This window comes from Methylobacillus flagellatus KT (assembly GCF_000013705.1).
In the GTDB taxonomy this organism is placed as follows: domain Bacteria; phylum Pseudomonadota; class Gammaproteobacteria; order Burkholderiales; family Methylophilaceae; genus Methylobacillus; species Methylobacillus flagellatus.
Window position 1 is genome coordinate 850836 of sequence record NC_007947.1, and the last position, 20654, is coordinate 871489.

Consider the following 20654-nt stretch of genomic DNA (forward strand, 5'->3'; position numbering starts at 1 on the left):
CTAGATATCCAGAGTGTTCAGTGATTGCCCTGCAAGCGCCTGCTTTACGGAAGCATCCATACGGCGCGCCGCAAAGGTCTCCGTCGCATGATTGAGCGCGTCGACGGCCTTGTTGATTGCATCGCTGTCTTCGTGTTGGGCGATGTTGCGCAGGTGTTCCATCTGCCTGGTAATCTCGGTTCTTTCCTCGTCATTCAGCAGTTTGTCGCCGTCCTGCCGCAATGCGGCTTCAAGCGCTTCCAGCAGCCTGGCGGCATCGACCCTGGCTTCCTGCAATGCGCGGGCATGTTTGTCTGCTTCTGCAGCGGTAAAGGAGGCCTGCAGCATGTTGGTAATTTGCTCCTCGCTCAAGCCATAGGAGGGTTTGACCACGATATTGGCATGAGCGCCGCTGGTCTGTTCCTGTGCCGATACGGAAAGTAGGCCGTCTGCATCAACCTGGAACGTGACACGAATGCGGGCAGCGCCCGCAGCCATTGGGGGAATGCCGCGCAATTCAAAACGACCTAGTGAGCGGCAGTCTGCCACCATTTCGCGTTCTCCCTGCAACACATGAATGCTCATGGCAGTCTGTCCATCCTTGAAGGTTGTAAAGTCTTGGGCGCGTGCAATTGGCAAGGTGGAGTTCCGCGGAATGATTTTTTCCACCAATCCTCCCATGGTTTCCAGCCCGAGAGAGAGCGGGATGACATCCAGGAGCAGCAGCTCATCGTCGTGACGGTTACCAGCAAGAATATTGGCCTGGATAGCAGCGCCAAGGGCGACGACTTGGTCCGGATCCAGATTGGTCAAGGGCGCTTGGCCGAAGAAATCGGCAACGGCCTGTTGTACTTGAGGCATGCGGGTTGCCCCGCCGACCAGCACAATGCCCTTGACCTCTTTCACCGTCAGCGAGGCGTCGCGTAATGCCTTCCGTATTGGTACCAACGTGCGGTTGAGTAGTGGTTGCGTGAGGGAGTGGAACTCCGTCCGGCTCAGCGACAGATCGACTGTTTTTCCGTTACTGAGGGTTACTGCGATGTTGGCGCTTGTATGCTCCGTGAGCCATTCCTTCGCTTCCTTGGATGCGGTCATCAGCAGGCGTGTATCTGCTGGGTTAGGGGCTTGCAGGTGGGTCTGCTCCAGAATCCAGTGGAAAATGCGGCGGTCGAAGTCATCTCCGCCGAGCGCAGAATCACCATTGGTCGACAGTACCTCGAACACCCCCTTGGTCAGGCGCAGGATGGAGACGTCAAAAGTACCCCCGCCTAGGTCGTAGACAACGTAAATGCCTTCGGAAGCATTGTCCAGGCCGTAGGCGATGGCGGCGGCTGTTGGCTCGTTCAGCAGGCGCAGCACGTTGATGCCGGCGATGCGTGCTGCATCTTTGGTCGCTTGGCGCTGGGCATCGTCGAAATAGGCTGGCACTGTGATGACGGCACCTGTCAGCTCTCCACCTAGCGCCTGCTCGGCACGCGCTTTGAGCGATTTGAGGATTTCAGCAGAGATTTCAACAGGGCTCTTGATGCCAGCACGGGTCTCAATCTGCACCATGCCTGGTACGTCAACAAACTGGTAGGGTAGATGTGAGGTGTCACCAATATCGTTCAATCCGCGACCAAGGAAACGCTTGGCTGATGCGATGGTATTTTGTGGATCATGGCTTTGCTGTCTCTGGGCTGCATAGCCTACTTCGACTTGTCCGTTGGCCGCGTAATGCACGACCGAAGGAAGCAATGCCTTGCCCGCTTCATCAAGCAACACGGTACTCAAGCCGCTGCGCACCGTCGCCACGAGGGAATTCGTGGTGCCCAGGTCTATACCCACTGCCAGACGATGCTGGTGAGGCGCCGTGCTCTGGCCGGGTTCTGATATCTGTAATAAAGCCATAATTTGCCGCTATTCGTCTTCCAGTTTGCTTATCTTATGCTCCACATCGTTGGAGATTTTGTCGATGAAACTCAGTTTCCGCACAATTTCTGTCGATGCCTGCCATGCGCGCTGCCGATCCAGTGTGTCTTCTAGTGATTGCTCCAAAGTTCTGGCCTGTTCGCGCATCTCCTTGAGCAAACTTTCCAGAGTAGTGACGTCACCGTTGTCAAAAGCTTCCTCGACCGCTTCCCGCCATTCCATTTGCAGCATGAGGAAATCGGCAGGCATCACCGTATTGCTTTCCTCTTCCGTATCCACTCCATGCAGCTGCAGCAGGTAACGAGCGCGTGAGGTTGGGTGCTTGAGGATGCGGTAAGCTTCGTTGGCCTGGGTTGCCCATTGCATGGACTGCATGCGCTCGTTGGCCGAGGCTGCCACGAAACGGTCGGGATGCACTTCTGCCTGCAATGTACGATAACGCTGGTCAAGCAAGGCCGTATCCAGGGCAAACTGGACGGGCAAGCCAAACAGCTCAAAGTAATTCTGCTGTATTGTGGACATAGAGGGCGGAGATTGGGTGGGATGAAGCGGGCTACGGGGCCATCGGCAAGGGGAAACAACTACACCGTGAAACTTTCACCGCAGCCGCATTCATCTTTGACATTCGGGTTGTTGAACTTGAAGCCTTCATTCAAGCCTTCCTTGGCAAAATCCAGTTCCGTGCCGTCGATGTAAACCAGGCTTTTCGGATCGACAATCACTTTGACGCCGTGACTTTCGAATACCAGATCTTCCACCTGGATCTCGTCAACGAATTCCAGGGTGTAAGCCATGCCGGAGCACCCGGTCGTTTTGACGCCCAGACGCAGGCCTACACCTTTGCCGCGGTTGGCAAGAAATTTCTGCACTCGCTTGGCAGCGGTCTCTGTCAGGGAAATTGCCATGAACCAGCTCCTTTATGCCACCTGTTGATCCTTGGCGCCCTGCTTGGCTTTGAGATCGGCCACCGCTGCACGGATGGCGTCTTCAGCCAGTACCGAGCAGTGGATTTTGACTGGAGGCAGCGCCAGTTCCTGGGCAATATCGGAATTCTTGATTTCCATGGCCTGGTCAAGGGACTTGCCCTTAATCAGTTCAGTCACCAGTGAGCTGGATGCAATGGCAGAGCCGCAACCGTAAGTCTTGAACTTGGCGTCTTCAATAATGCCCTGGTCATTGACCTTGATTTGCAGCTTCATCACGTCCCCACAGGCAGGAGCACCCACCATGCCGGTACCGACAGAGGGATCGTTCTTGTCCAGTGAGCCTACGTTACGTGGGTTTTCATAATGGTCGAGTACTTTGTCCGAATAAGCCATTTTTCTACTCCTCAATATTGTCAATATGCCGCTTTATCAAACGGGTGATCCGACACTTTGACAGGTGCATGTATCTAAATGTTGTCTCTTCGAGCGGCTAGGCTGCTGCTCAGGATATTCCTGTATGCGTTAATGCGTTGCCCAAGCCACGGCATTGAGATCCACACCTTCCAGGTGCATTTCCCAAAGCGGAGACAATTCGCGCAACTTGCCTATCTTGCTTTTCATCAGCTGTATGGTGTAGTCAATTTCTTCTTCCGTTGTAAAACGTCCGATCGAGAAGCGGATTGAGCTATGCGCCAACTCGTCGGAGCGTCCCAGCGCCCTCAATACATAAGACGGTTCCAAGCTTGCCGAAGTGCAAGCAGAACCACTGGAAACGGCAATATCTTTGACCGCCATGATCAGTGATTCGCCCTCGACAAAGTTGAAGCTGATGTTCAAGTTATGGGCAACACGGTGTTCAAGGTCGCCATTGACGTACACCTCTTCAATCTCTTGTAGACCCTTTAGCAGCCGGTCGCGCAACTGGCGGATGCGTACGTTCTCGCTATCCATTTCTTCACGTGCGATGCGGAACGCCTCACCCATGCCGACAATCTGGTGTGTGGCCAGTGTGCCTGAACGCATACCGCGCTCATGACCGCCGCCGTGCATCTGTGCCTCGATGCGTACACGTGGTTTGCGGCGTACATAGAGGGCACCGATGCCCTTGGGACCGTAGGTCTTGTGCGCGGAAAAGCTCATCAGGTCCACAGGCAGTTTTTGTAGGTCGATATGCACTTTCCCGGTGGCCTGTGCAGCATCCACATGGAAAATCACGCCTTGCTCACGGCAGATATTGCCGATTGCCTCGATATCCTGAATGACACCGATTTCGTTATTGACCAGCATGACCGATGCCAGCACGGTATCCGGACGCAACGCAGCCTTGAATTTATCCAGATCAATCAGACCGTTCGGCTCGGGTATTAGGTAAGTCGCCTCGTACCCCAGACGTTCCAGTTCGCGCACGGTGTCGATGACAGCTTTGTGCTCGGTTTGCACCGTGACGATATGCTTGCCCTTGGATGGGCTGTAGAAGTTGGCAGCACCCTTGATCGCCAAGTTGTTCGATTCCGTAGCGCCCGAAGTCCAGACGATTTCACGCGGGTCTGCATTTACTAGCCTAGCTACTTCTTCGCGCGCATTTTCCACAGCCTTTTCTGCTGTCCAGCCGAAAGCATGGCTGCGCGAGGCAGGGTTGCCGAAGTGTTCCGTCAGGTAAGGGATCATTTTCTCCGCTACCCGCGGATCAATCGGGGTAGTGGCTGAATAATCCAGGTAAATTGGCGTACGTACTGTCATTTTTCGGTTTCCTAAACTGCGACTGCAGTTAACTTTCTCAATCTTGTGAGTTCGCTTTCCAGCGCTTGCAGGAAGGCATTGATCTCATCTATGTCGTTATTAGCGCCCAAACTGACGCGAATTGCACCCCGGGCAGTATCCGGCTGGATACCCATGGCCAACAGGACATGGCTGGGCTCTGTATTGTCGCTCGAGCAGGCTGAGCCGCTGGTAACGGCGAACCCTTGCTTGTCCAACGCCATCACCAGGGTCTCACCTTCAATACCGGCGAAAGCAAAAAAGCTGGTGTTGGGCAGACGCTCGGCTTCAGCACCAAAAATAACCGCATCCAGCCTGCGGAGACCCTGCTCAAGATGCTCGCGCAGGCGAGCCAGCTCGGTGCGGCCTTGCCGCGCTTCCGCGACAGCCAGGCTGCAGGCTGCTCCGAAGCCCACGATCGCGGCGATATTTTCGCTACCGCTTCTCAAGCCTCTTTCTTGACCGCCGCCGTAAAGGAGAGGCTGAATATCGATCCGTTTGTCCAGAATCAATGCGCCAGCGCCCTGAGGACCATTGATCTTGTGCGAGGACAAGCTCATGGCATGGACATTCAGGCTGGCGAAATCCACATCCATCTTGCCTAATGCCTGTACTGCATCAGTGTGCATATAGGCCTTGTGCTTGCGTGCAAGCTCGCCCAGGCCAGCAACATCTTGGATGACGCCAGTCTCGTTATTCGCCAGCATGACCGAGACCATATCGGTCTTATTTTGTAATATGGCTTCCAGTGCGTTTTTTTCAACCTGTCCATGCCGGTTACTGGCAATACGGTCAAGTATCCAGCCATGCCACCTCAGGGCTTCTGCTGGCCGGGATACTGCAGGGTGCTCCAGGCAGCTGACAGCAATCCTGCCGTTGCCCAGTGCGTTTGCTACTCCCGTGATGGCAAGATTGTCAGCTTCGGTGCCGCTACTGGTGAAAATCACTTGCGAGGGATGCGCGCCCACGGCGTCCGCGACCTGTTCGCGTGCCTGGTCAATGGCATTGCGGGCAGAACGGCCATACATATGGCGGCTGGTGGCATTGCCTTGCTGTTCGGACAAGTAAGGCAGCATTGCCTGCAACACCTTGGGGTGGAGGGCAGTGGTGCCATTGTTGTCGAAGTAGGCAGCGCGAGGCATTCCGCAATCCTTAAGCTGCGACCTGGACGGCTGGACGCGAGGTTTCCCGGCGGACGGTGAATCGGATTTCCTTACCTTCGCGTTGCGAAGCCACAAGGTCTGAGAGTGCCACACCTGAAAGGTATTCCAGAATCTTGGCGTTAAGGCTGGACCAGAGGTCATGGGTCATGCATGGCTTGCCTTCATGGCAATTTTCTTTGCCGCCGCACTGAGTCGCGTCAATCAATTCATCCACGGCAGTAATGATGTCAGAGACGGAAATCTCGTGATGGTTCTTGGTAAGGCGGTAGCCTCCGCCAGGACCTCGTACGCTCTTGACCAAGCCGTTGCGACGTAGACGGCTGAAAAGTTGCTCCAGATAGGAAAGTGAGATGCCTTGCCGCTCGCTGATACCGGCCAGGGTGACCGGCTTTTCCTCTTCGTTCAGCGCCAGGTCCAGCATCGCAGTGACTGCAAAACGGCCTTTTGTAGTTAATCGCATGTTTCGTTCCTAAAGTTGTTCGGATCATGCGCCATTGCTGGGTGGTGCAGCAATTTAATGGCGTATTTCTAGAGTGAAATTCTAGAATACCTGAATACTTTAGTCAACTATTTTGTTGATGGAGTTCACATCGAAAGCATGTCCGATTTCGACATCGGTTTCGATATCAGCGCCGAGTTTTGCCAGCTGTTGCCTGACCTCTTGCAGTTGATTGTCCTGATTGGCAATATGATCGATGAGGGTTTGAATGGCCTTGTTCAATGGGTCATTCATCTTTTCGCTGACAGCATAGGCGGCAAAGCCGATTTTCTCTGCCATATTGTCCTGCGGGCGCGGTTGTTCCTGGTCGACGATTCTTGCAGGAATACCCACTGCGGTGGCATTGTCCGGCACATCCTTGACGACGACGGCATTGGATCCGATCTTGGCCTTTGCGCCGATGGTGATTGGGCCCAGCACTTTGGCGCCAGCGCCAATCACGACGCCATTTAGCAATGTTGGATGGCGCTTGCCCTTGTTCCAGGATGTACCGCCCAGGGTGACGCCGTGATATAGAGTGCAGTCATCTCCTATCACGGCCGTTTCACCGATGACCACGCCCATGCCGTGGTCGATAAACACACGGCGCCCAATGACGGCGCCTGGGTGGATTTCGATCCCCGTAAACCAGCGTGCGATATAAGAGCTGAGCCGTGCCAACCAGTAAAGGCGCATCCGCCAAAGCCGGTGCGAGAAACGGTGAATGAGCAAAGCATGGACGCCAGGGTAGGTGGTGAGGATTTCCCAACGTGTACGCGCTGCGGGATCTCGCTCAAACACAACGCCGATATCTTCTTTTATTTTGCTGAACATCCGACTATTTTACTCTGAAATGAGAAGTCGGCGTCATGCTTCAGGGGAAGGGCGCGGCGGGCGAGGCGTCTGTGTCGCGCTGAGTATGCCCCGCAGGATATTGACTTCTTCCTTTTCCAGCCTAGCGCGTCCGTACATGCGGCGCAGGCGCTGCATCAGGCGTTTAGGCTGCGCAGGATTCAGGAAGCCAATCTCAATCAACACTTGTTCCAGATGCGCATATAAGCGCTCGATTTCTTCGCTGGTTGCCAATGGGGCGGACTCAGTGCGCGTAGGACCGGGATGATCCAACACTGCCATACGCAGCTCATAGCTGATCACCTGCACAGCAGCAGCGAGGTTGAGCGAAGAGTATTCAGGGTTGGCTGGGATCATGGCCAGCAATTGGCAGTGATCGAGCTCTGCATTGGAAAGCCCGCTCATCTCCGTGCCGAATACGATGGCGACAGGGGCGTCGTGGGCTGCTTCGATTGCACGTTGCACACCAGTACGCGCGGAAACCAGCTCATGTGAAAGTTCACGCCTGCGTGCGCTCATGCCGATGGCAAGTGTCGTACCGTGTAATGCTTCTGCCAAAGTGGCGCATACCTGGGTGTTATCGAGGATGTCCGTAGCGCCCGATGCCATGGCGGTCGCCTCGGCATGAGGGAACGATTTCGGCTTTACCAGCACGAGCTGTGACAATCCCATGGTCTTCATGGCGCGTGCGGCGGCTCCTATGTTGCCCGGGTGGCTTGTCTGGCAAAGGACGATACGGATTTGTTGCAGCAGGTTGAGTTTGGATGTCATGGCAATAAGGCTTAAAATGCTATTTTACCAGTTTAGGGTGTGTGCCCTAACAAGCGCAATTTGTCCCTGTTCTTTAAAATCAGCCCGGCGTGCCGGGATACCGTAACGGAAAGAATCTATGCATTTGTTGAATAATGCGGTCAAGGCCGCCCGCCGTGCAGGCGATATCATTAACCGTGGCTCTTTGGATATCGGCGCCCTGACGGTGCGCAGCAAGGATTACAATGATTTCGTCAGTGAAGTCGACCAGGCCGCCGAGGCTGCCATTATTGATATATTGAGAAATGCCTATCCTGACCATGGTTTTTTTGGGGAGGAGAGTGGCAAGCAGGATGAGGATGCGGATAATGTCTGGATCATAGATCCATTGGATGGTACCACCAACTTTCTGCACGGTTTTCAGCAATATTCCGTGTCGATCGCCCTGAGGCAGAAAGGGCAGATCACGCGTGCGGTCATCTATGACCCTAGTCGGAACGATCTGTTTACTGCCATTCGCGGCGGTGGCGCTTTCCTGAACAATAAGCGCATCCGCGTCACCAACCGTCCCAAGTTGCAGGATTCCCTGATCGGTACCGGCTTCCCGTTCCGGGATTTCACGCATTTCGAGACTTATATTGGCATGTTCAAGGACATGGTCAAGAAGACCGCTGGCTTGCGTCGCCCCGGCTCTGCCGCGCTTGATTTGGCTTATGTCGCAGCCGGCTGGTTTGACGGCTTCTGGGAAATTGGTCTGTCTACTTGGGATATCGCAGCCGGCGCTTTGCTTGTGCATGAAGCTGGCGGCTTGGTCGGCGATTTCGAAGGCAACGAGGGTTACCTTGAAAGCGGCAATATCGTCGCAGCCAATCCTAAAGTATTCGCTCAGATGTTGCAGGTGTTGGCTCCCCATTTGACGGAAGAACTGAAAACCAAGAAAAAATAGTCCTGGGGCGGCGGATGTCGCCTTTCGATATCCATCATGCCAACACGAAAAAAAGCCAGCGTGAGCTTTCACGCTGGCATTACACTATGGAGAAGTTGCAAAGAACATGGAGTGAACTCTTAACTTCTGAGGTCCATTCTAGACATCCGTCAGGAAGCTGGCTGTAGGAATGTGTCACTCGGGTAGGGGGAAATATTCATTCAATTTTCGTGGTGAAGGAATAAGTATCGGGACTTTTTCCCGTTTCTGTTTTCGGAGAACTGATTTAAATTGCGCAATCACACGCAGCAGGCTGCTTTATCAAGTTCACCGATGAACCTAAAATTACGTCTCAATCTGATCATTACCCTATTGTTGGCATTGGTGTTGTTGCTTGCTGCTGTGATGATGATCCACAATGCCCGGGACGATGTCCGTGCGGAAGTGCAATCTACTGCTACCCTGGCCATGCATCTGCTGGATGCTGAAATACTGCATTACACTTCTGATTTCGCTTGGCTGAATGAAGCGGATGGGCAAAATCCCAATTCCATATTCCGATTGCATAACCTGGGCAACGTTCGCCATCTGCGCATTGAGTTCTTTGACGCTAATGGCCGCCTGCGTGACAGCAATATCGAAAGTCATAAACAGGAACCCACATCTTGGCTGGTGAGCGCGATGGGGTTCATTTCTCCAGCCCTGCCTGAAATCCGCCGCAAGATTTTTGTCAGCGGCCGCATGATTGGAGAGCTGGTTGTTACACCAGACCCCAGTTATGAAATCCAGGAAGTCCTTGGCGATGTCATGGGGTTGCTATTGCTAGTGGCCATCTTCTTCGTGGCCGTCAATGCATTGGTGTACTGGGCGGTTGGCCGTGCTATGCGGCCGGTTGATAGCGTCATGACCGCATTGAATGAGCTGGAGCGAGGCAATCTGAAAGCGCGGCTGCCTGATTTTGAATTGCCAGAACTGGCCGGCATTAGCCGGAAGTTCAATGCCATGGCCGAAACGCTTGAAACCAGCATACAAAACAATCATAAGCTCACGCAGCAGTTGATTCGACTGCAGGAAGACGAGCGCAAGAACCTGGCGCGGGATCTGCATGATGAAATCGGTCAATACTTGACCGCGGTGCACGTGGATGCTTCTGCCATCCTCAATGCCAAGAGTATCGAGAATGCTAAGGAAAGTGCGAAAGCGATCAGCGCCGTGGCGCGGCAGATGATGGATATCGTGCATGACATGCTGCAGAGGTTGCGACCTTCAGGGTTGGATGCGTTCGGCTTAAGTACTGCGTTGAAAGATCTGGTGAGCACTTGGAAACAACGCAATCAGCAAGTTGACGTGCATGTCGATATTCCCGGGCGGCTCGATGACATCCGGGATGAGACGACTGCCATTGCGGTGTATCGCATAGTGCAGGAGTGCCTGACGAATGTGACCCGGCATTCCAATGCAAGCCGGGTCGATATACGGATTACTATTGAGAAGACGATGCTCAACATTACTGTTGAAGACAACGGGCGTGGATTCAATACTGCCCAGCTGCCATCTGGTTTTGGGCTTGCCGGCATGCGTGAGCGCGTAGAAGGCTTGGGAGGACGCTTCTCATTAGACAGCGCGTTGGCGGCGGGGACACGGGTCAATGTTGAGTTGCCATTACAAGCGTCAGCAGGGGAAAAGCAATGAGTGTCAATATTCGCATCATGTTGGTGGATGATCATGAGGTGGTCCGCTCAGGCCTGCGGCGATTGCTTGAGCAGAATGACGGTGTTGAAGTTATTGCCGAAGCAGACAGTGGGGAGCAGGCATATCAGTTTTATGGCGAGCATATGCCTGACGTCATCGTCATGGACATGTCCATGCCAGGTATGGGCGGGCTAGAGGCTTTGCGCCGCATCATTGCGCGCTATCCTCAGGCTCGTGTCATTATTTTTTCCATGCATGAGAATGCTGCGTTTGCATCGCAGGCATTGGGCGCGGGGGCCAGGGCGTATGTGGCCAAATCTGGTGCGGCGGATGATCTCGTCCAGGCAGTGCGTGAAGTGGCGCAGGGAAAAGGTTATTTAAGCCCGGGTATTGCCCAGCAGATTGCCTTGCAGACCCTCTCTGGCAGCGACGACCCTACGCGTCTGTTATCAGCGCGTGAGTTTGAAGTATTCCGCTTGTTGGCCGCGGGCAAGGGAGTAGAGGAGATTTCCACTATATTGAAGATCAGTCAGAAAACCGTGGCAAATTACCAGACACTGCTGAAGCAGAAATTAGGTATCACCAGCCCCATTGAGCTGGTGCGGCTGGCGATCAAGCATGGCGTAATTGAGGGGTGACAGGCAAACCCTTGCGGCCAATGTTCCCGTTGATATGGGCGAATATTTCATTTTCGGGAATAATTCCCTGTAATTTTGAGGAATGAATGCGATAGGTGATTGCTTGGTTTGGGATTACGCTGTCATTCAGCAGCTTGGATTTCTTAGCAAGATAATTTTCCATCAAGCCTGTTGTTCAACTCCATACCACTAAGGATTTACCAAAACCAGGATGACACCTGGTTTTTTTTTGCTGTTTAATCCCGCTGCTGGGTAATGCCAAAGCGTATTGCAATATGCACCAGTTGTCCTGTTGTCTGCACATTGAGCTTTTGCCGTACCTGGGTCTGGATATTGGCAGCAGTCTTGTAGCCAATATGCAACTCCTCAGCGATACCGCTTAAAGAAATACCTTCAGCGATACGGCGAAACACCTCGAATTCCCTGGGGGATAGTTTTTCCAATGGATTTTCGCTAGGAGAGAAGCGGTCCATGGCGAGGTGCTGTGCCAGTTCATGTCCAATATAGCGTCCACCACGCAATACTTGTTTCACTGCTTCAAGCAATATTTCTGGCGCATCGGTCTTGACGACATATCCCCTCGCGCCGGCCTGCATGGAGCGCGCCGCATAGATATTGTCGTTATGCATACTGAAAATAATCAGGCGGGCATTCCTATCTCGTGCAATGATGCGGTGCAAGGTTTCCAATCCGCCAATTCCCGGCATGTCCAGGTCGAGAATTCCCAAGTCGGGGTGATGCTCTTGCCAAAGCGTACAGGCGCGCTCGCCGCTCTCTGCTTCTGCTATTACTTGGTAACCTGCGTTCTCAAGCAAGATGCGCAATCCACTGCGCACTACTGCGTGGTCGTCTGCCAGTAGTATTCGTTGAACCATACTTAATTTTCCTGAATGACCTTCGGTGTGGCATTGAAGGGAAGCGTTGCTGAAATAACAACCCCTTTTCGTTCGCTGCGGATGTTAAATGTGCCGCCCTCTGCCTCAACACGCTCTCGCATGCCGGATAAACCGAAACCCGCCCGGGGCAGATGTGGATTGAAGCCTACACCATCATCTTGCACCTCTACCGTCAATATGTCTGAAAGTATTCCATGGGTGCGGATTAGCCTGATCGCGACACGATTGGCATACGCATGGCGCGCGATATTGGTGAGCGACTCCTGCACGATACGATATGCCACGATACTGGTTTTTTCCGGCAGGCTCGGATAATGTTTATCCAGCATCAGTTGACACTCGATTGCCGGATGTTGTCTTTTCCATTCATTGACCAGTTGCTCAATCGCTTCTGCAAGACCATGAGCGTCCAATGCCGTAGGACGAAGGCGGTGAATCAAGCCGCGTACTGCTTGCTGAATATGTTCGACATGTGAATTGATACGTGCGGAAAACTCCCCGATGAAAGAATGGCCCTCCTTGGGTAGGCTCGCCAATTCCAGACGAATTGCAGTCAGGTACTGCCCCATTTCATCGTGGATCTCACGCGCGATATTGCGGCGCTCTTCCTCTTGCACTTGCATGGCATGACGGGCGAGTGCTTGGTTTTCCTTGAGCAGAACAGCCAGTTCACGTTCTGCCAAATGCTGCTCCGTAATATCGGCAAAAAAACCGTAGATATTCTGTTGTGAAGAGTGTGGGTTATCCAAGGCACGTGTCAGTCTAGCCGTTACGACCCAAGGCGCATTGTCCGGACGGGTAAGCGTAAGCTCCGGGATGTCGACTTTGTCTGAAGTTTGCAACTGGAGACAAATATCCCCCCAGCGCCGCCCCATTGCCTTCTTCAGGTTGAGGGTAGATGCGCTGTTGCCGGACATGGCATTAAATGCCGGATTACACAGCAAGATATTACCATTGAGATCAGCAATGAAATTGCCGGACAAGCCTTGTTCAAAAAGTGTTTTGAACAAGCGCTGACTTTCTTGCGATGCCTGTTCTGCGACACTGCGACGGTTAACCTCTGCGATCATTTCGCGCATGCGGCGGCGTGAGAACCACACCGCAACAAAAGCCGCTGTGAAAAGGACCAGTGGAAACTCGTCCAGCTGGAGTGATTCGTGGGCCAGCGCCCACGCGATGAACTTTTCTGACAGATCCAACTTTGCCGATAGCAGAAACACGCTTGCGATGACAAGCAGGGAAATGATGATATCGCGGGTGGGCTGGGAAATGCGCGTCCAGAATGTGAGAGTGGGGTTGGGCGTGGTACTCATTGTTGCGCAATTCTGATAGAGAACCTTCATTCCTTGGAAGTGATTTTTTCCTGAAATCGCTGACGGCATGCGGGGTTGGGAGTTTTTCCTGGTGTCGTGGGCAATTAATTTTCATTGGTATTGAAATATTTCAAAACATATTCGGGATTTTTTCCCAATGTAATTTGTGATTAATTCCTCTTCTTGAATTGAACCAATCCTTGGAAACTCTCAGCTATCTCTGGTTACAAATTTTTACAATTAAATAAAATCGGTGATATTTATGGAGAGGTGCTGGAAAGCCGTGCTGTTCCAGTGTTCAATGAAACTAAGAGGGAATTCAAAAGTGATTAAAAAACCAATGATGGGGATGGCAGTCTTGATCTTGACCATGCCGGCATTCGCGGCTGAGCAGGCAAATCAAAAAAATGCTGCTTCCAATGCCAATGAGGAGAGCATTGTTGCAGATAAGGTCAAAGTGACCAGTATCCTGCCAGACCGTCTGGAAGCAGTGCCTGGCTCTTTCAATGTAGTCGACGAAAAGGAATTGAAGGCCCGTCAACCATTCAGCGTACGCGAAGCATTGAACCAAACGCCTGGCATCAATATTGTGGGTGAGGATGCCTTTGTGCTGGCGCCTAATATCGGCATTCGCGGCTTGAATCCCCGTCGCACATCCCGTACCTTGCTGATGGAGGACGGGGTTCCCTTGTTCTTGGCGCCTTATGGAGATCCTTCTGCTCACTATACTACGCCTCTTGATCGAGTGAACCGGATTGAAGTTGTGAAAGGTTCCGGGCAGACACTGTATGGTCCGCAAACCGTTGGTGGCATGATCAACTTCGTGACCAAGCCTGTACCAAAAGAGTTTCAGGCGAGCGTGATGGCGATTATTGGTAACAATAATTTCAGCGGCGGCCATGTCAATATCGGTACAGGTGGTGACTGGGGTGGCATCATGCTGGATGCGGTCAATCGCAAAGGCGATGGCATTCGCGACAACCATGACTTTGAAGTCAATGAGTTGACCTTGAAGGGACAGTTGAATTTAGACGAGCGGAATACGCTGATTACTAAGCTGGGCTGGTATGAGGAAAACTCGAGTATTTCAGAAACTGGTTTGGGTCTTGTTGAATATAATGAGGATAAATATCAGGCCCCAACTGGAAAGCAGGATTATTTCAATCATGAACGTAAGTCAATGCAATTAAAGCATATTTTTCAAGTTTCTGATAAGGCAAAACTTAGTACACAGTTTTATTATGTTAAATCAGAAGCCCAGCTAAAAACCGGTTATACCGGCTCTTTTTCAACAATTCTAATCTGCAACACCCGGCTAGCCTACGTTCCAAGCCCTCGCTACATGGGCCGAACAATAAACAATAAAAAAGGAGCCGTCAATATGTCATTCAAACATTTCAATAATTTTTCATTGAGCAATGAGAATACGCCCGAGGCCATTGATTGGCTGTTGGAAGTCGGATGGCATTACACCACCATGCAGGAAAATGAAGCGATGCAGATTGCCAGAGTTAACCGTACGACCTGGGGACGCTGGCGCAAAGGCCAAATCAAGATTCCACCGGCAACACTGGAATTGCTACGGCTTCATGCCTTCGGCCATACGATGTGCAATTTGCACAGGCAATGGGATGATTTCCGCTTCAGGCGCGATGCTCTCATCACGCCAGATGGACGGGAAATGCGACCCGCAGACCTCAAGGCCGTTTTTGTATGGAAGCAGATGTGCCTATACAACAGGACTAGCGCCGAGCGGCAAGATATTTATAATAGGCTGCGCTTGGTTTATGGCGACAATTACCAACACGCGATAGCTTAAGGGGAAAGAATGAATAAATACGAAATTGAACACCTTGAGAAAGACAGCGGAAAGACATTCCCTGTCATTATTGAGGCTGAAACGGCCGAGGATGCTTGGTTTATTGCCAACATCAACGCAGAGCGCGACATCAGCATTCAAGGCCACGGAGAACCCGTTCTTGTGCCTATTGGCATCAAAGCATTCAAAGAATAAGAAAGGTAAAAAAAATGAAAACAATCACCCTATCGCTTATCACCGCCCTGACCCTGGCTGGCTGCGCGTCAACTCAGACTTACAAGGCACCCACACAGAACTACAGACTAAAAGGCCAAGATAACGCCATCACAATTAATGGCGCTATTTTTTCCCAAAAGAAACATGAACTTGACACGCCCAAGCTAACAGCTGGAATTTATATCAATGGAAGCCTTTATATAGAAGTTCCGCTAGATAGACAAGGTAACGGCCAAGCAACAGGCGGCACTTTTGAAGATAAAAGCACCGAGGCATCTTGCCATAGCAAACCCGTTGCAAAAGGCATCGCCAATATAGATTGCATGGTTTTCATCGACAATGAAAAGACCGTCACCCTTACGTTTTAACGCTTGATAAAACGGCCTGTACGCTTCGAACGTGCAGGCTTTTTTGTTGCCTTACGCTTTTTTCTGGTAGCCATATCTAACAACCCTTTCCAGTGAATCTATACGACGATGTGCTGTATCAACATCCCTGCGCAGGTATTTGATATGCACTCCGATGGCGGCATAACTGCCCACGAATGAGCAGAGCGCCGCCAGCCCTGGCATCAGCCAATCCATTACAGAATAGCCATTACCACAGCGCCTACCGCATTCACGGTATTTGCTGCCTGCTCACCAAAGATCGCACCAGCAGCAACGCCGATTGCGGCCCATGTACTACGCGCATCAAAGAGCGCTTTCAATTTCTCACGCATATTCCCCCCGAGTTACCAAGAACCGGTAGCACCATGCCCACCGAATGAGCCGCCACCGCCTATAAAATCAACCTGCCCACTGGTGAACAAGTCATTAAATTGCCATGCGATAAAATCGCCCGCATCGCAATATCTTGAAGCGTCCCAAGAATTACCTAGACGCTTTGCCATTTCGCATTTGCTCTCATTGGTGCGAGGCACCCCCAGCAGGTCGCCAACACCCACCACCACCCCGCCCCCAACGCTCCCAGCGAGACTACCAACACCGCTAATTGCACCCGCAACCGCATCTTGTGCCGCTGCCGCCACACTGCCTTTTTTTATGATGTACAGAGCGACCCCCGCCGCGCCCAACATCCAGAACCAAGGCGGGATTGCATCCAGTGCTTTCAGCGCCTTATACATTGATGACCCCGTTGTTATTTGTCGCATTGTTGCCCGTTATATTGTCCGACCATGACGGCGCGTATTGCGTGGGCCAGAACAAAGCCTGTTCCGTCTTTTTCTGGTAGCGCGTCAGCAGCAGGAATGCACCAACGCCAAGGCCAACCACGGCCAGAATCTGAATTGTTTTCATACGTTCACCTTATGCAAGAAACAGCGCCCGCTCATTGGCACGGCGCTTGACCAAACCGGCCATGACAACGCCGCCAGACATGCGCCACGCCGGGAATTGATTCGCGGCCCCCTGATAGTCCCCGGCATTCAGCAGCTTGAGCAGTGTTGAGCGGCTGAAAGCGCCTGAACCTACGTTGAACACGAATGACACCAGGGCGTCATATTGATTTTGCGTCAGCGGCACCTTTACCAAGCGATTGACGGCGGATTCTGCATCAACCAGATCAGATACCAGCAAGCGCGTTGCTTCCGCTTCCGTGATCGTCCATAAATCCTCAAACGTCCCGAGCTTATGGCCGTACCCGATTGTTGGATAACCTTTCGCCTTTTGCCCCCTGGCAAGCGGCTGGCCTGTTGCATCGTCATATCTGACAAGCTTTAAGCCCTCTTCTTGTTTGATTTTTGCCAGCCCGTTAAGGCTTATGCGCATTCCAGATGCTGGCATTACTGTATTGCTCATTTGAAGAAAATCCCCCGTAATTCCATCAAGCCAGCCCGTACCCTCGCCGTCCGGCGTTGTTACAGTGTCGCTATTGTTGAGATAGCGCCAGATCATATAACCGCCGAACCCCAAGGCAAGGCCGGTAATGATGTTTTTAAGCACCGGCCAGCCCCTTGATGATGGTTTGCGCCTGGAGTAAGTCATCTGGCGACATATCGACAACGAGCATTGGCAGATGGACGGCCAATTGCGCGGCGCTGATGCTGCGCGATGTTTCTTGCTCTACTTCTTGCGATTCGCCGCCACCCTCCACAACTACGGTAACAACTTCACTCACTGTTAAATTGCCGTATTCATCGAAAGTAAAAGTTTTCATTTTTTTCCTCATAAAAGCGAGTAAATAACCTGCATCATTCCACCATCCCGATTTTTGTTACTGATGAAATACACCCCCAAACCAGCTGGCACAAAAAATTCCCTATCCAGCTTCAAAATATCGGCATCGCTGTTTGTGAAAGCAGAATATCCAGATGTAATTGCCAGCGCCTGACCATCAAAAATATTTGCCGGCGCACTAGTCTTTACAATCAATGACGAAAGAACCGCCGGCCCCCGCACCATGGATGCAGCTGCATGAATGATGCAGCCCCTTGCATTTGCGGCAGGTGAGATGACTTCTTGAGCCACATTTACCCCAGCAACTATGCCAGCCAACCAGCATGCGCCGTATCGAATTGGCCTCATCAGTAGCTACCCTCCCACACCATGACATTCGGATTGCTGGCAGCATTACCTATGGCGATCAAGACGCCAGTGAACACGGCACCGCCTATAAATTCGATGCTTTCACCCGGCCCCAATTCCCAACCATTGCCCACGGATACCGAGCCAGAGGAAACCCAAATAGTGCCGACCTCATCCTGATTTTTTATAGATATAAATGCCCGGTTCGGATTGACCGCGGCCAGCTCCCCGGCTGATGTTGTAATCGTCCGGCGCACAAGGTTACTATTGCCAACTTGCACCGCACTACGCAGATTGTTGACATTCACCCCACCCGGCACCGAGACTCCCCCGGATACTTTGGCAGAGCCGACACGCGCCCCGCCGGTGCCGACAAACAGGCGTATTTCCTCTTCCCCTACCCCACCATGCCCCAATATCAGTCGCTTGAATTCGCCGATATTGGCCTCTTCCCCTTCATCTAAGGTGAAGTCATCGCCGTTTTCCGTGCGGACGCGCACCGGGACAAGGGCTTTTTCAATGCGGATATAGTCGCCAGTCAAAGCCGGTATTTCTTCCCCGCCCGCCTGGACTTTAAACGTATAAAGTTTGAGACTCATTTCAGCGCTTCCGATTGAAGTAGAAATAGAGCGCGGCCAGCCCGGCCACTACCCACAGTGTTTTGTTTGTCAGCTTTTCTTGCGTCAGCTCGGGATTGGTGGAATCAGAGACGTATTGCATGGCCTGATTGCCTGCCTTTTCTGCAAAGCCGAGTGCCTGAATATTGGCCTGCTGTACCGCATCCAGAAACTTGACCGTCAACCCGGCCACGGTATCGACGGATTTACCAGCAAGATCAATCGCGCCACCGTCCAGAAAGCTGATTACAGAATTTGCCCCCGCCGAAAAATTTCCGCCAAAGAAGGTTCCATCCCCGATATTGACGCCCTTGCTACCCGCGACATTGTTCACAGCCAGAGGCGTATCAATATCTTGAAGGGTTAGAGGCGCCTGGATATTTTCGTTAAATGTGGCACTGGCTGACCCCTTGTAACCCGTTAAACTCACCGATTCAGGCATTGCCATTTACAGCCACCCTCTCTTTTTTGCATATACAAACCCCAGCCCGATCGCCGCCAGCACGGCGATATGAATCGGGTTTTCGAGATCAATCAGCGGCTTGTTATAGACTGGTGCACTGGTGTTTGTCGGTGCAAACGCGCCCAGCCCCGAATATGCCGCGCTGGAATTGGTTTCCGTATCAGAACCGAACAAACCGCCACCCCCACCTAATAAAGCCAGCCCGGCAAGCCAGGGATTGCCAGAGGCGAGCGCACCCGCTCCGGCTGCACCTGTTGCGCCTGCCGCCCCGCTGGCATAACCGCCCCCGACCGACCCCCACGAACCCGGAGCCACAAGGCCAGCAATTCCCGCCATTACTTACCACGCAGCAGCATGAAGCCCACAAGGCCAGCACCGGCAATCACGGCCACCCATAACAGGCGGTTATTGCTGGCGCTGGTGTTTGCTTGCAGGGCTTGTGCCTGCATTTGCGCTTGCAGTGTGAGCAACGAGGCTTGGTTCTGCCATTCGGCCTGCTGCTGCGTGGTTTTTGCCACGCCTTTGGCGATTTCTTGCTGGTTCCAGAAGGCGGCAATATCCAGCGCATCCTTAATGCTGAACGCTTTTAAATCGTCCCATAGCTGTAGCGCCATGATGCCCCCTTAAGCCCAAACGGCCAGTGTCTCAGCGACGATATTTGCCAAACCGGCAGTATCAAATGTCATTTTGAGTCGCAGATCGGACACGCCGCGCGTATTCAGCAGGTCGCCCGCATCGCCTTCAAGCAGGAAGTCAATATGTGTTGCCTTGCCTGTTTGCGGTACGCGTGGCACCGGATAGACGTTTTTCTGAGCACGCTCAAGAATCGGCTTGGTAGCATCGATCACCTGGACGCCATCAACCAGCAATTCCACATTGCTAATATCAGACTTGAAGATATGGATAGCCTTGTACACGTCACCAGACTTCGGCAATTTGTCGTTTTCGACTACGCCAGATACAGCGCTTGAAATGCCGTAATCGCGGATTTGGGTATATACGCCCAGCTTTTGCGGCACGGTATCAATGAACGCTTGTGCCTTCATGGTGATGTCCGCAGGCGCACCGGCTGCGAGTTCCAATTCCACAGTGAAGGTTTGCAGATCATCAGTACCGAACGCTGGCGCTCGCTTGTAGGCAAGCTGATCGTAGGCGTTATCCGTGAAATGAATCATGAACTGATTCACGGTATCAGGGCTGCGGCCATAGTAGGCATTCAGATCAAACAGGCGTTGCAGGCTGGCAAAAGTTTGTACTTCCTTGCCATTGGCGAGAACGCGAATTTTGCCGATGTCGGTTACGTCCAATCCTGTACCTGTCACAGAAAACAGGATGTTGTGATATGTGGGCTTGATTGGAATCTCAAGCACGGCAGTGCTACCAGCAACAACACGGCTGATAGAGGGCAGTTTGATATGCTTTTTAGCCATGATGCCCCCTTATGCAGCCAATGCGGTGTTGACGTATGGAATTTGACGGGCAACGATCATGCCCAGAACGCCAAGCGCAGCGCCCTTTACATGATTACCCGGCGCGAACTTGTAAACAGCAAAAGCGATGCCCGCACCGATGGCGATAGTAACCCACTTGCTATTTGCTGTTGTGGTTGTGGAATCCATTTAAAACCCCTGTTAGTTAGAAATAAGTTATGACAGGGCGAAGATTGCGACGAAAGCCGCGCCGCGTATATAGGCGGTAACGGTTACGGTTACAGGAAAAAGGGCCATTTTTGG

General features: G+C 52.4%; 31 protein-coding genes. 6 read left to right on the plus strand and 25 right to left on the minus strand.

Annotated features, from left to right (window positions below):
- The 9 genes from hscA to MFLA_RS04150 all read right to left on the minus strand — a co-directional run bounded on the left by hscA (position 1) and on the right by MFLA_RS04150 (position 7838).
- The gene (hscA, locus tag MFLA_RS04110) at positions 1-1869 is read right to left on the minus strand and encodes a Fe-S protein assembly chaperone HscA (protein WP_011479169.1); all 1869 of its coding nucleotides are present in this window, start codon (positions 1867-1869) and stop codon (positions 1-3) included.
- Between the two features lie 9 nt (positions 1870-1878).
- Positions 1879-2412: a Fe-S protein assembly co-chaperone HscB gene (hscB, locus tag MFLA_RS04115; protein ID WP_011479170.1), complete on the minus strand. Its 534-nt coding sequence runs from the start codon at positions 2410-2412 to the stop codon at positions 1879-1881.
- 59 nt (positions 2413-2471) lie between these two features.
- Complete coding sequence (iscA, locus tag MFLA_RS04120; RefSeq protein WP_011479171.1) at positions 2472-2795, minus strand: iron-sulfur cluster assembly protein IscA; 324 nt, start codon at positions 2793-2795, stop codon at positions 2472-2474.
- A gap of 12 nt (positions 2796-2807) precedes the next feature.
- Positions 2808-3209 carry a Fe-S cluster assembly scaffold IscU gene (iscU, locus tag MFLA_RS04125; RefSeq protein WP_011479172.1) on the minus strand — a complete coding sequence of 134 codons (402 nt, stop codon included), beginning with the start codon at positions 3207-3209 and terminating at the stop codon, positions 2808-2810.
- Between the two features lie 129 nt (positions 3210-3338).
- The gene (locus MFLA_RS04130; RefSeq protein ID WP_011479173.1) at positions 3339-4556 is read right to left on the minus strand and encodes an IscS subfamily cysteine desulfurase; all 1218 of its coding nucleotides are present in this window, start codon (positions 4554-4556) and stop codon (positions 3339-3341) included.
- A gap of 11 nt (positions 4557-4567) precedes the next feature.
- Positions 4568-5716 (minus strand): cysteine desulfurase family protein, encoded by a 1149-nt coding sequence (locus MFLA_RS04135; RefSeq protein WP_011479174.1) that lies wholly within the window; start codon positions 5714-5716, stop codon positions 4568-4570.
- 10 nt (positions 5717-5726) lie between these two features.
- Positions 5727-6197, minus strand: coding sequence for a Fe-S cluster assembly transcriptional regulator IscR (gene iscR, locus MFLA_RS04140; RefSeq protein ID WP_011479175.1), 471 nt, complete (start codon positions 6195-6197; stop codon positions 5727-5729).
- Positions 6198-6296: 99 nt separating this feature from the next.
- Complete coding sequence (cysE, locus tag MFLA_RS04145) at positions 6297-7049, minus strand: serine O-acetyltransferase (RefSeq protein ID WP_011479176.1); 753 nt, start codon at positions 7047-7049, stop codon at positions 6297-6299.
- Positions 7050-7082: 33 nt separating this feature from the next.
- Positions 7083-7838 (minus strand): RNA methyltransferase, encoded by a 756-nt coding sequence (locus MFLA_RS04150; RefSeq protein WP_011479177.1) that lies wholly within the window; start codon positions 7836-7838, stop codon positions 7083-7085.
- A 118-nt stretch (positions 7839-7956) separates the two neighbouring features.
- Between MFLA_RS04150 and MFLA_RS04155 the strand changes: the two genes are divergently transcribed.
- The 3 genes from MFLA_RS04155 (at position 7957) to MFLA_RS04165 (ending at position 11072) form a co-directional block, all read left to right on the plus strand.
- Entirely contained in the window at positions 7957-8763 is an 807-nt protein-coding gene (locus MFLA_RS04155) for an inositol monophosphatase family protein (RefSeq protein ID WP_011479178.1), read from the plus strand.
- Positions 8764-9075: 312 nt separating this feature from the next.
- A complete protein-coding gene (locus tag MFLA_RS04160) occupies positions 9076-10434 on the plus strand; it encodes an ATP-binding protein (RefSeq protein ID WP_048811553.1) in 1359 nt (452 codons plus the stop codon).
- Entirely contained in the window at positions 10431-11072 is a 642-nt protein-coding gene (locus MFLA_RS04165) for a response regulator (protein ID WP_011479180.1), read from the plus strand. Before MFLA_RS04160 ends, MFLA_RS04165 begins: the two co-directional genes overlap by 4 nt.
- Here MFLA_RS04165 and MFLA_RS04170 read toward each other — a convergent pair.
- From MFLA_RS04170 to MFLA_RS04180, 3 genes are all read right to left on the minus strand, one after another.
- Complete coding sequence (locus MFLA_RS04170; RefSeq protein WP_048811554.1) at positions 11047-11235, minus strand: hypothetical protein; 189 nt, start codon at positions 11233-11235, stop codon at positions 11047-11049. The genes MFLA_RS04165 and MFLA_RS04170 overlap by 26 nt on opposite strands.
- Positions 11236-11308: 73 nt before the next feature.
- The gene (locus tag MFLA_RS04175) at positions 11309-11947 is read right to left on the minus strand and encodes a response regulator (RefSeq protein WP_011479181.1); all 639 of its coding nucleotides are present in this window, start codon (positions 11945-11947) and stop codon (positions 11309-11311) included.
- A gap of 2 nt (positions 11948-11949) precedes the next feature.
- Positions 11950-13281: a histidine kinase gene (locus MFLA_RS04180; protein WP_048811555.1), complete on the minus strand. Its 1332-nt coding sequence runs from the start codon at positions 13279-13281 to the stop codon at positions 11950-11952.
- A gap of 325 nt (positions 13282-13606) precedes the next feature.
- On the opposite strand from MFLA_RS04180, the gene MFLA_RS14360 reads away from it, so the two are divergent.
- Genes MFLA_RS14360 through MFLA_RS04195 form a run of 3 tightly spaced genes read left to right on the plus strand, consistent with a single transcriptional unit; the run spans position 13607 to position 15684 of the window.
- Complete coding sequence (locus tag MFLA_RS14360; RefSeq protein WP_195742079.1) at positions 13607-15100, plus strand: TonB-dependent receptor plug domain-containing protein; 1494 nt, start codon at positions 13607-13609, stop codon at positions 15098-15100.
- 9 nt (positions 15101-15109) lie between these two features.
- A complete protein-coding gene (locus tag MFLA_RS04190; protein ID WP_048811556.1) occupies positions 15110-15295 on the plus strand; it encodes a hypothetical protein in 186 nt (61 codons plus the stop codon).
- A 14-nt stretch (positions 15296-15309) separates the two neighbouring features.
- Positions 15310-15684 carry a hypothetical protein gene (locus tag MFLA_RS04195; protein WP_011479184.1) on the plus strand — a complete coding sequence of 125 codons (375 nt, stop codon included), beginning with the start codon at positions 15310-15312 and terminating at the stop codon, positions 15682-15684.
- Positions 15685-15735: 51 nt separating this feature from the next.
- Here MFLA_RS04195 and MFLA_RS14365 read toward each other — a convergent pair whose 3' ends face one another.
- The 13 genes from MFLA_RS14365 to MFLA_RS04250 are packed head-to-tail and all read right to left on the minus strand — an operon-like array spanning position 15736 to position 20540.
- On the minus strand, positions 15736-15900 hold the full coding sequence (locus MFLA_RS14365) for a hypothetical protein (RefSeq protein WP_195742080.1): 165 nt from the start codon (positions 15898-15900) through the stop codon (positions 15736-15738).
- Positions 15900-16037, minus strand: a complete 138-nt coding sequence (locus tag MFLA_RS14370; RefSeq protein WP_195742081.1) for a hypothetical protein — start codon at positions 16035-16037, stop codon at positions 15900-15902. Before MFLA_RS14370 ends, MFLA_RS14365 begins: the two co-directional genes overlap by 1 nt.
- 12 nt (positions 16038-16049) lie before the next feature.
- Positions 16050-16442: a hypothetical protein gene (locus MFLA_RS04200; RefSeq protein WP_011479185.1), complete on the minus strand. Its 393-nt coding sequence runs from the start codon at positions 16440-16442 to the stop codon at positions 16050-16052.
- Positions 16435-16614 carry a hypothetical protein gene (locus MFLA_RS04205; RefSeq protein WP_048811557.1) on the minus strand — a complete coding sequence of 60 codons (180 nt, stop codon included), beginning with the start codon at positions 16612-16614 and terminating at the stop codon, positions 16435-16437. The genes MFLA_RS04200 and MFLA_RS04205 overlap by 8 nt, the downstream gene beginning before the upstream one ends.
- A gap of 9 nt (positions 16615-16623) precedes the next feature.
- Positions 16624-17259 carry a lysozyme gene (locus MFLA_RS04210; RefSeq protein WP_229407164.1) on the minus strand — a complete coding sequence of 212 codons (636 nt, stop codon included), beginning with the start codon at positions 17257-17259 and terminating at the stop codon, positions 16624-16626.
- Entirely contained in the window at positions 17252-17473 is a 222-nt protein-coding gene (locus MFLA_RS04215) for a hypothetical protein (RefSeq protein ID WP_048811558.1), read from the minus strand. Before MFLA_RS04215 ends, MFLA_RS04210 begins: the two co-directional genes overlap by 8 nt.
- Before the next feature lie 8 nt (positions 17474-17481).
- Positions 17482-17784, minus strand: coding sequence for a hypothetical protein (locus MFLA_RS04220; RefSeq protein WP_195742082.1), 303 nt, complete (start codon positions 17782-17784; stop codon positions 17482-17484).
- A gap of 56 nt (positions 17785-17840) precedes the next feature.
- Positions 17841-18440, minus strand: a complete 600-nt coding sequence (locus MFLA_RS04225) for a ubiquitin-like domain-containing protein (RefSeq protein WP_011479188.1) — start codon at positions 18438-18440, stop codon at positions 17841-17843.
- Between the two features lies 1 nt (position 18441).
- Positions 18442-18906: a hypothetical protein gene (locus MFLA_RS04230; protein WP_011479189.1), complete on the minus strand. Its 465-nt coding sequence runs from the start codon at positions 18904-18906 to the stop codon at positions 18442-18444.
- Positions 18907-19257, minus strand: a complete 351-nt coding sequence (locus MFLA_RS04235) for a hypothetical protein (RefSeq protein WP_011479190.1) — start codon at positions 19255-19257, stop codon at positions 18907-18909. It abuts the gene before it with no gap.
- The gene (locus tag MFLA_RS04240; RefSeq protein ID WP_011479191.1) at positions 19257-19535 is read right to left on the minus strand and encodes a hypothetical protein; all 279 of its coding nucleotides are present in this window, start codon (positions 19533-19535) and stop codon (positions 19257-19259) included. The genes MFLA_RS04235 and MFLA_RS04240 overlap by 1 nt, the downstream gene beginning before the upstream one ends.
- A 9-nt stretch (positions 19536-19544) precedes the next feature.
- The gene (locus tag MFLA_RS04245) at positions 19545-20351 is read right to left on the minus strand and encodes a major capsid protein P2 (RefSeq protein ID WP_011479192.1); all 807 of its coding nucleotides are present in this window, start codon (positions 20349-20351) and stop codon (positions 19545-19547) included.
- 9 nt (positions 20352-20360) lie between these two features.
- The gene (locus MFLA_RS04250) at positions 20361-20540 is read right to left on the minus strand and encodes a hypothetical protein (protein ID WP_048811559.1); all 180 of its coding nucleotides are present in this window, start codon (positions 20538-20540) and stop codon (positions 20361-20363) included.
- Positions 20541-20654 lie beyond the last annotated feature (114 nt).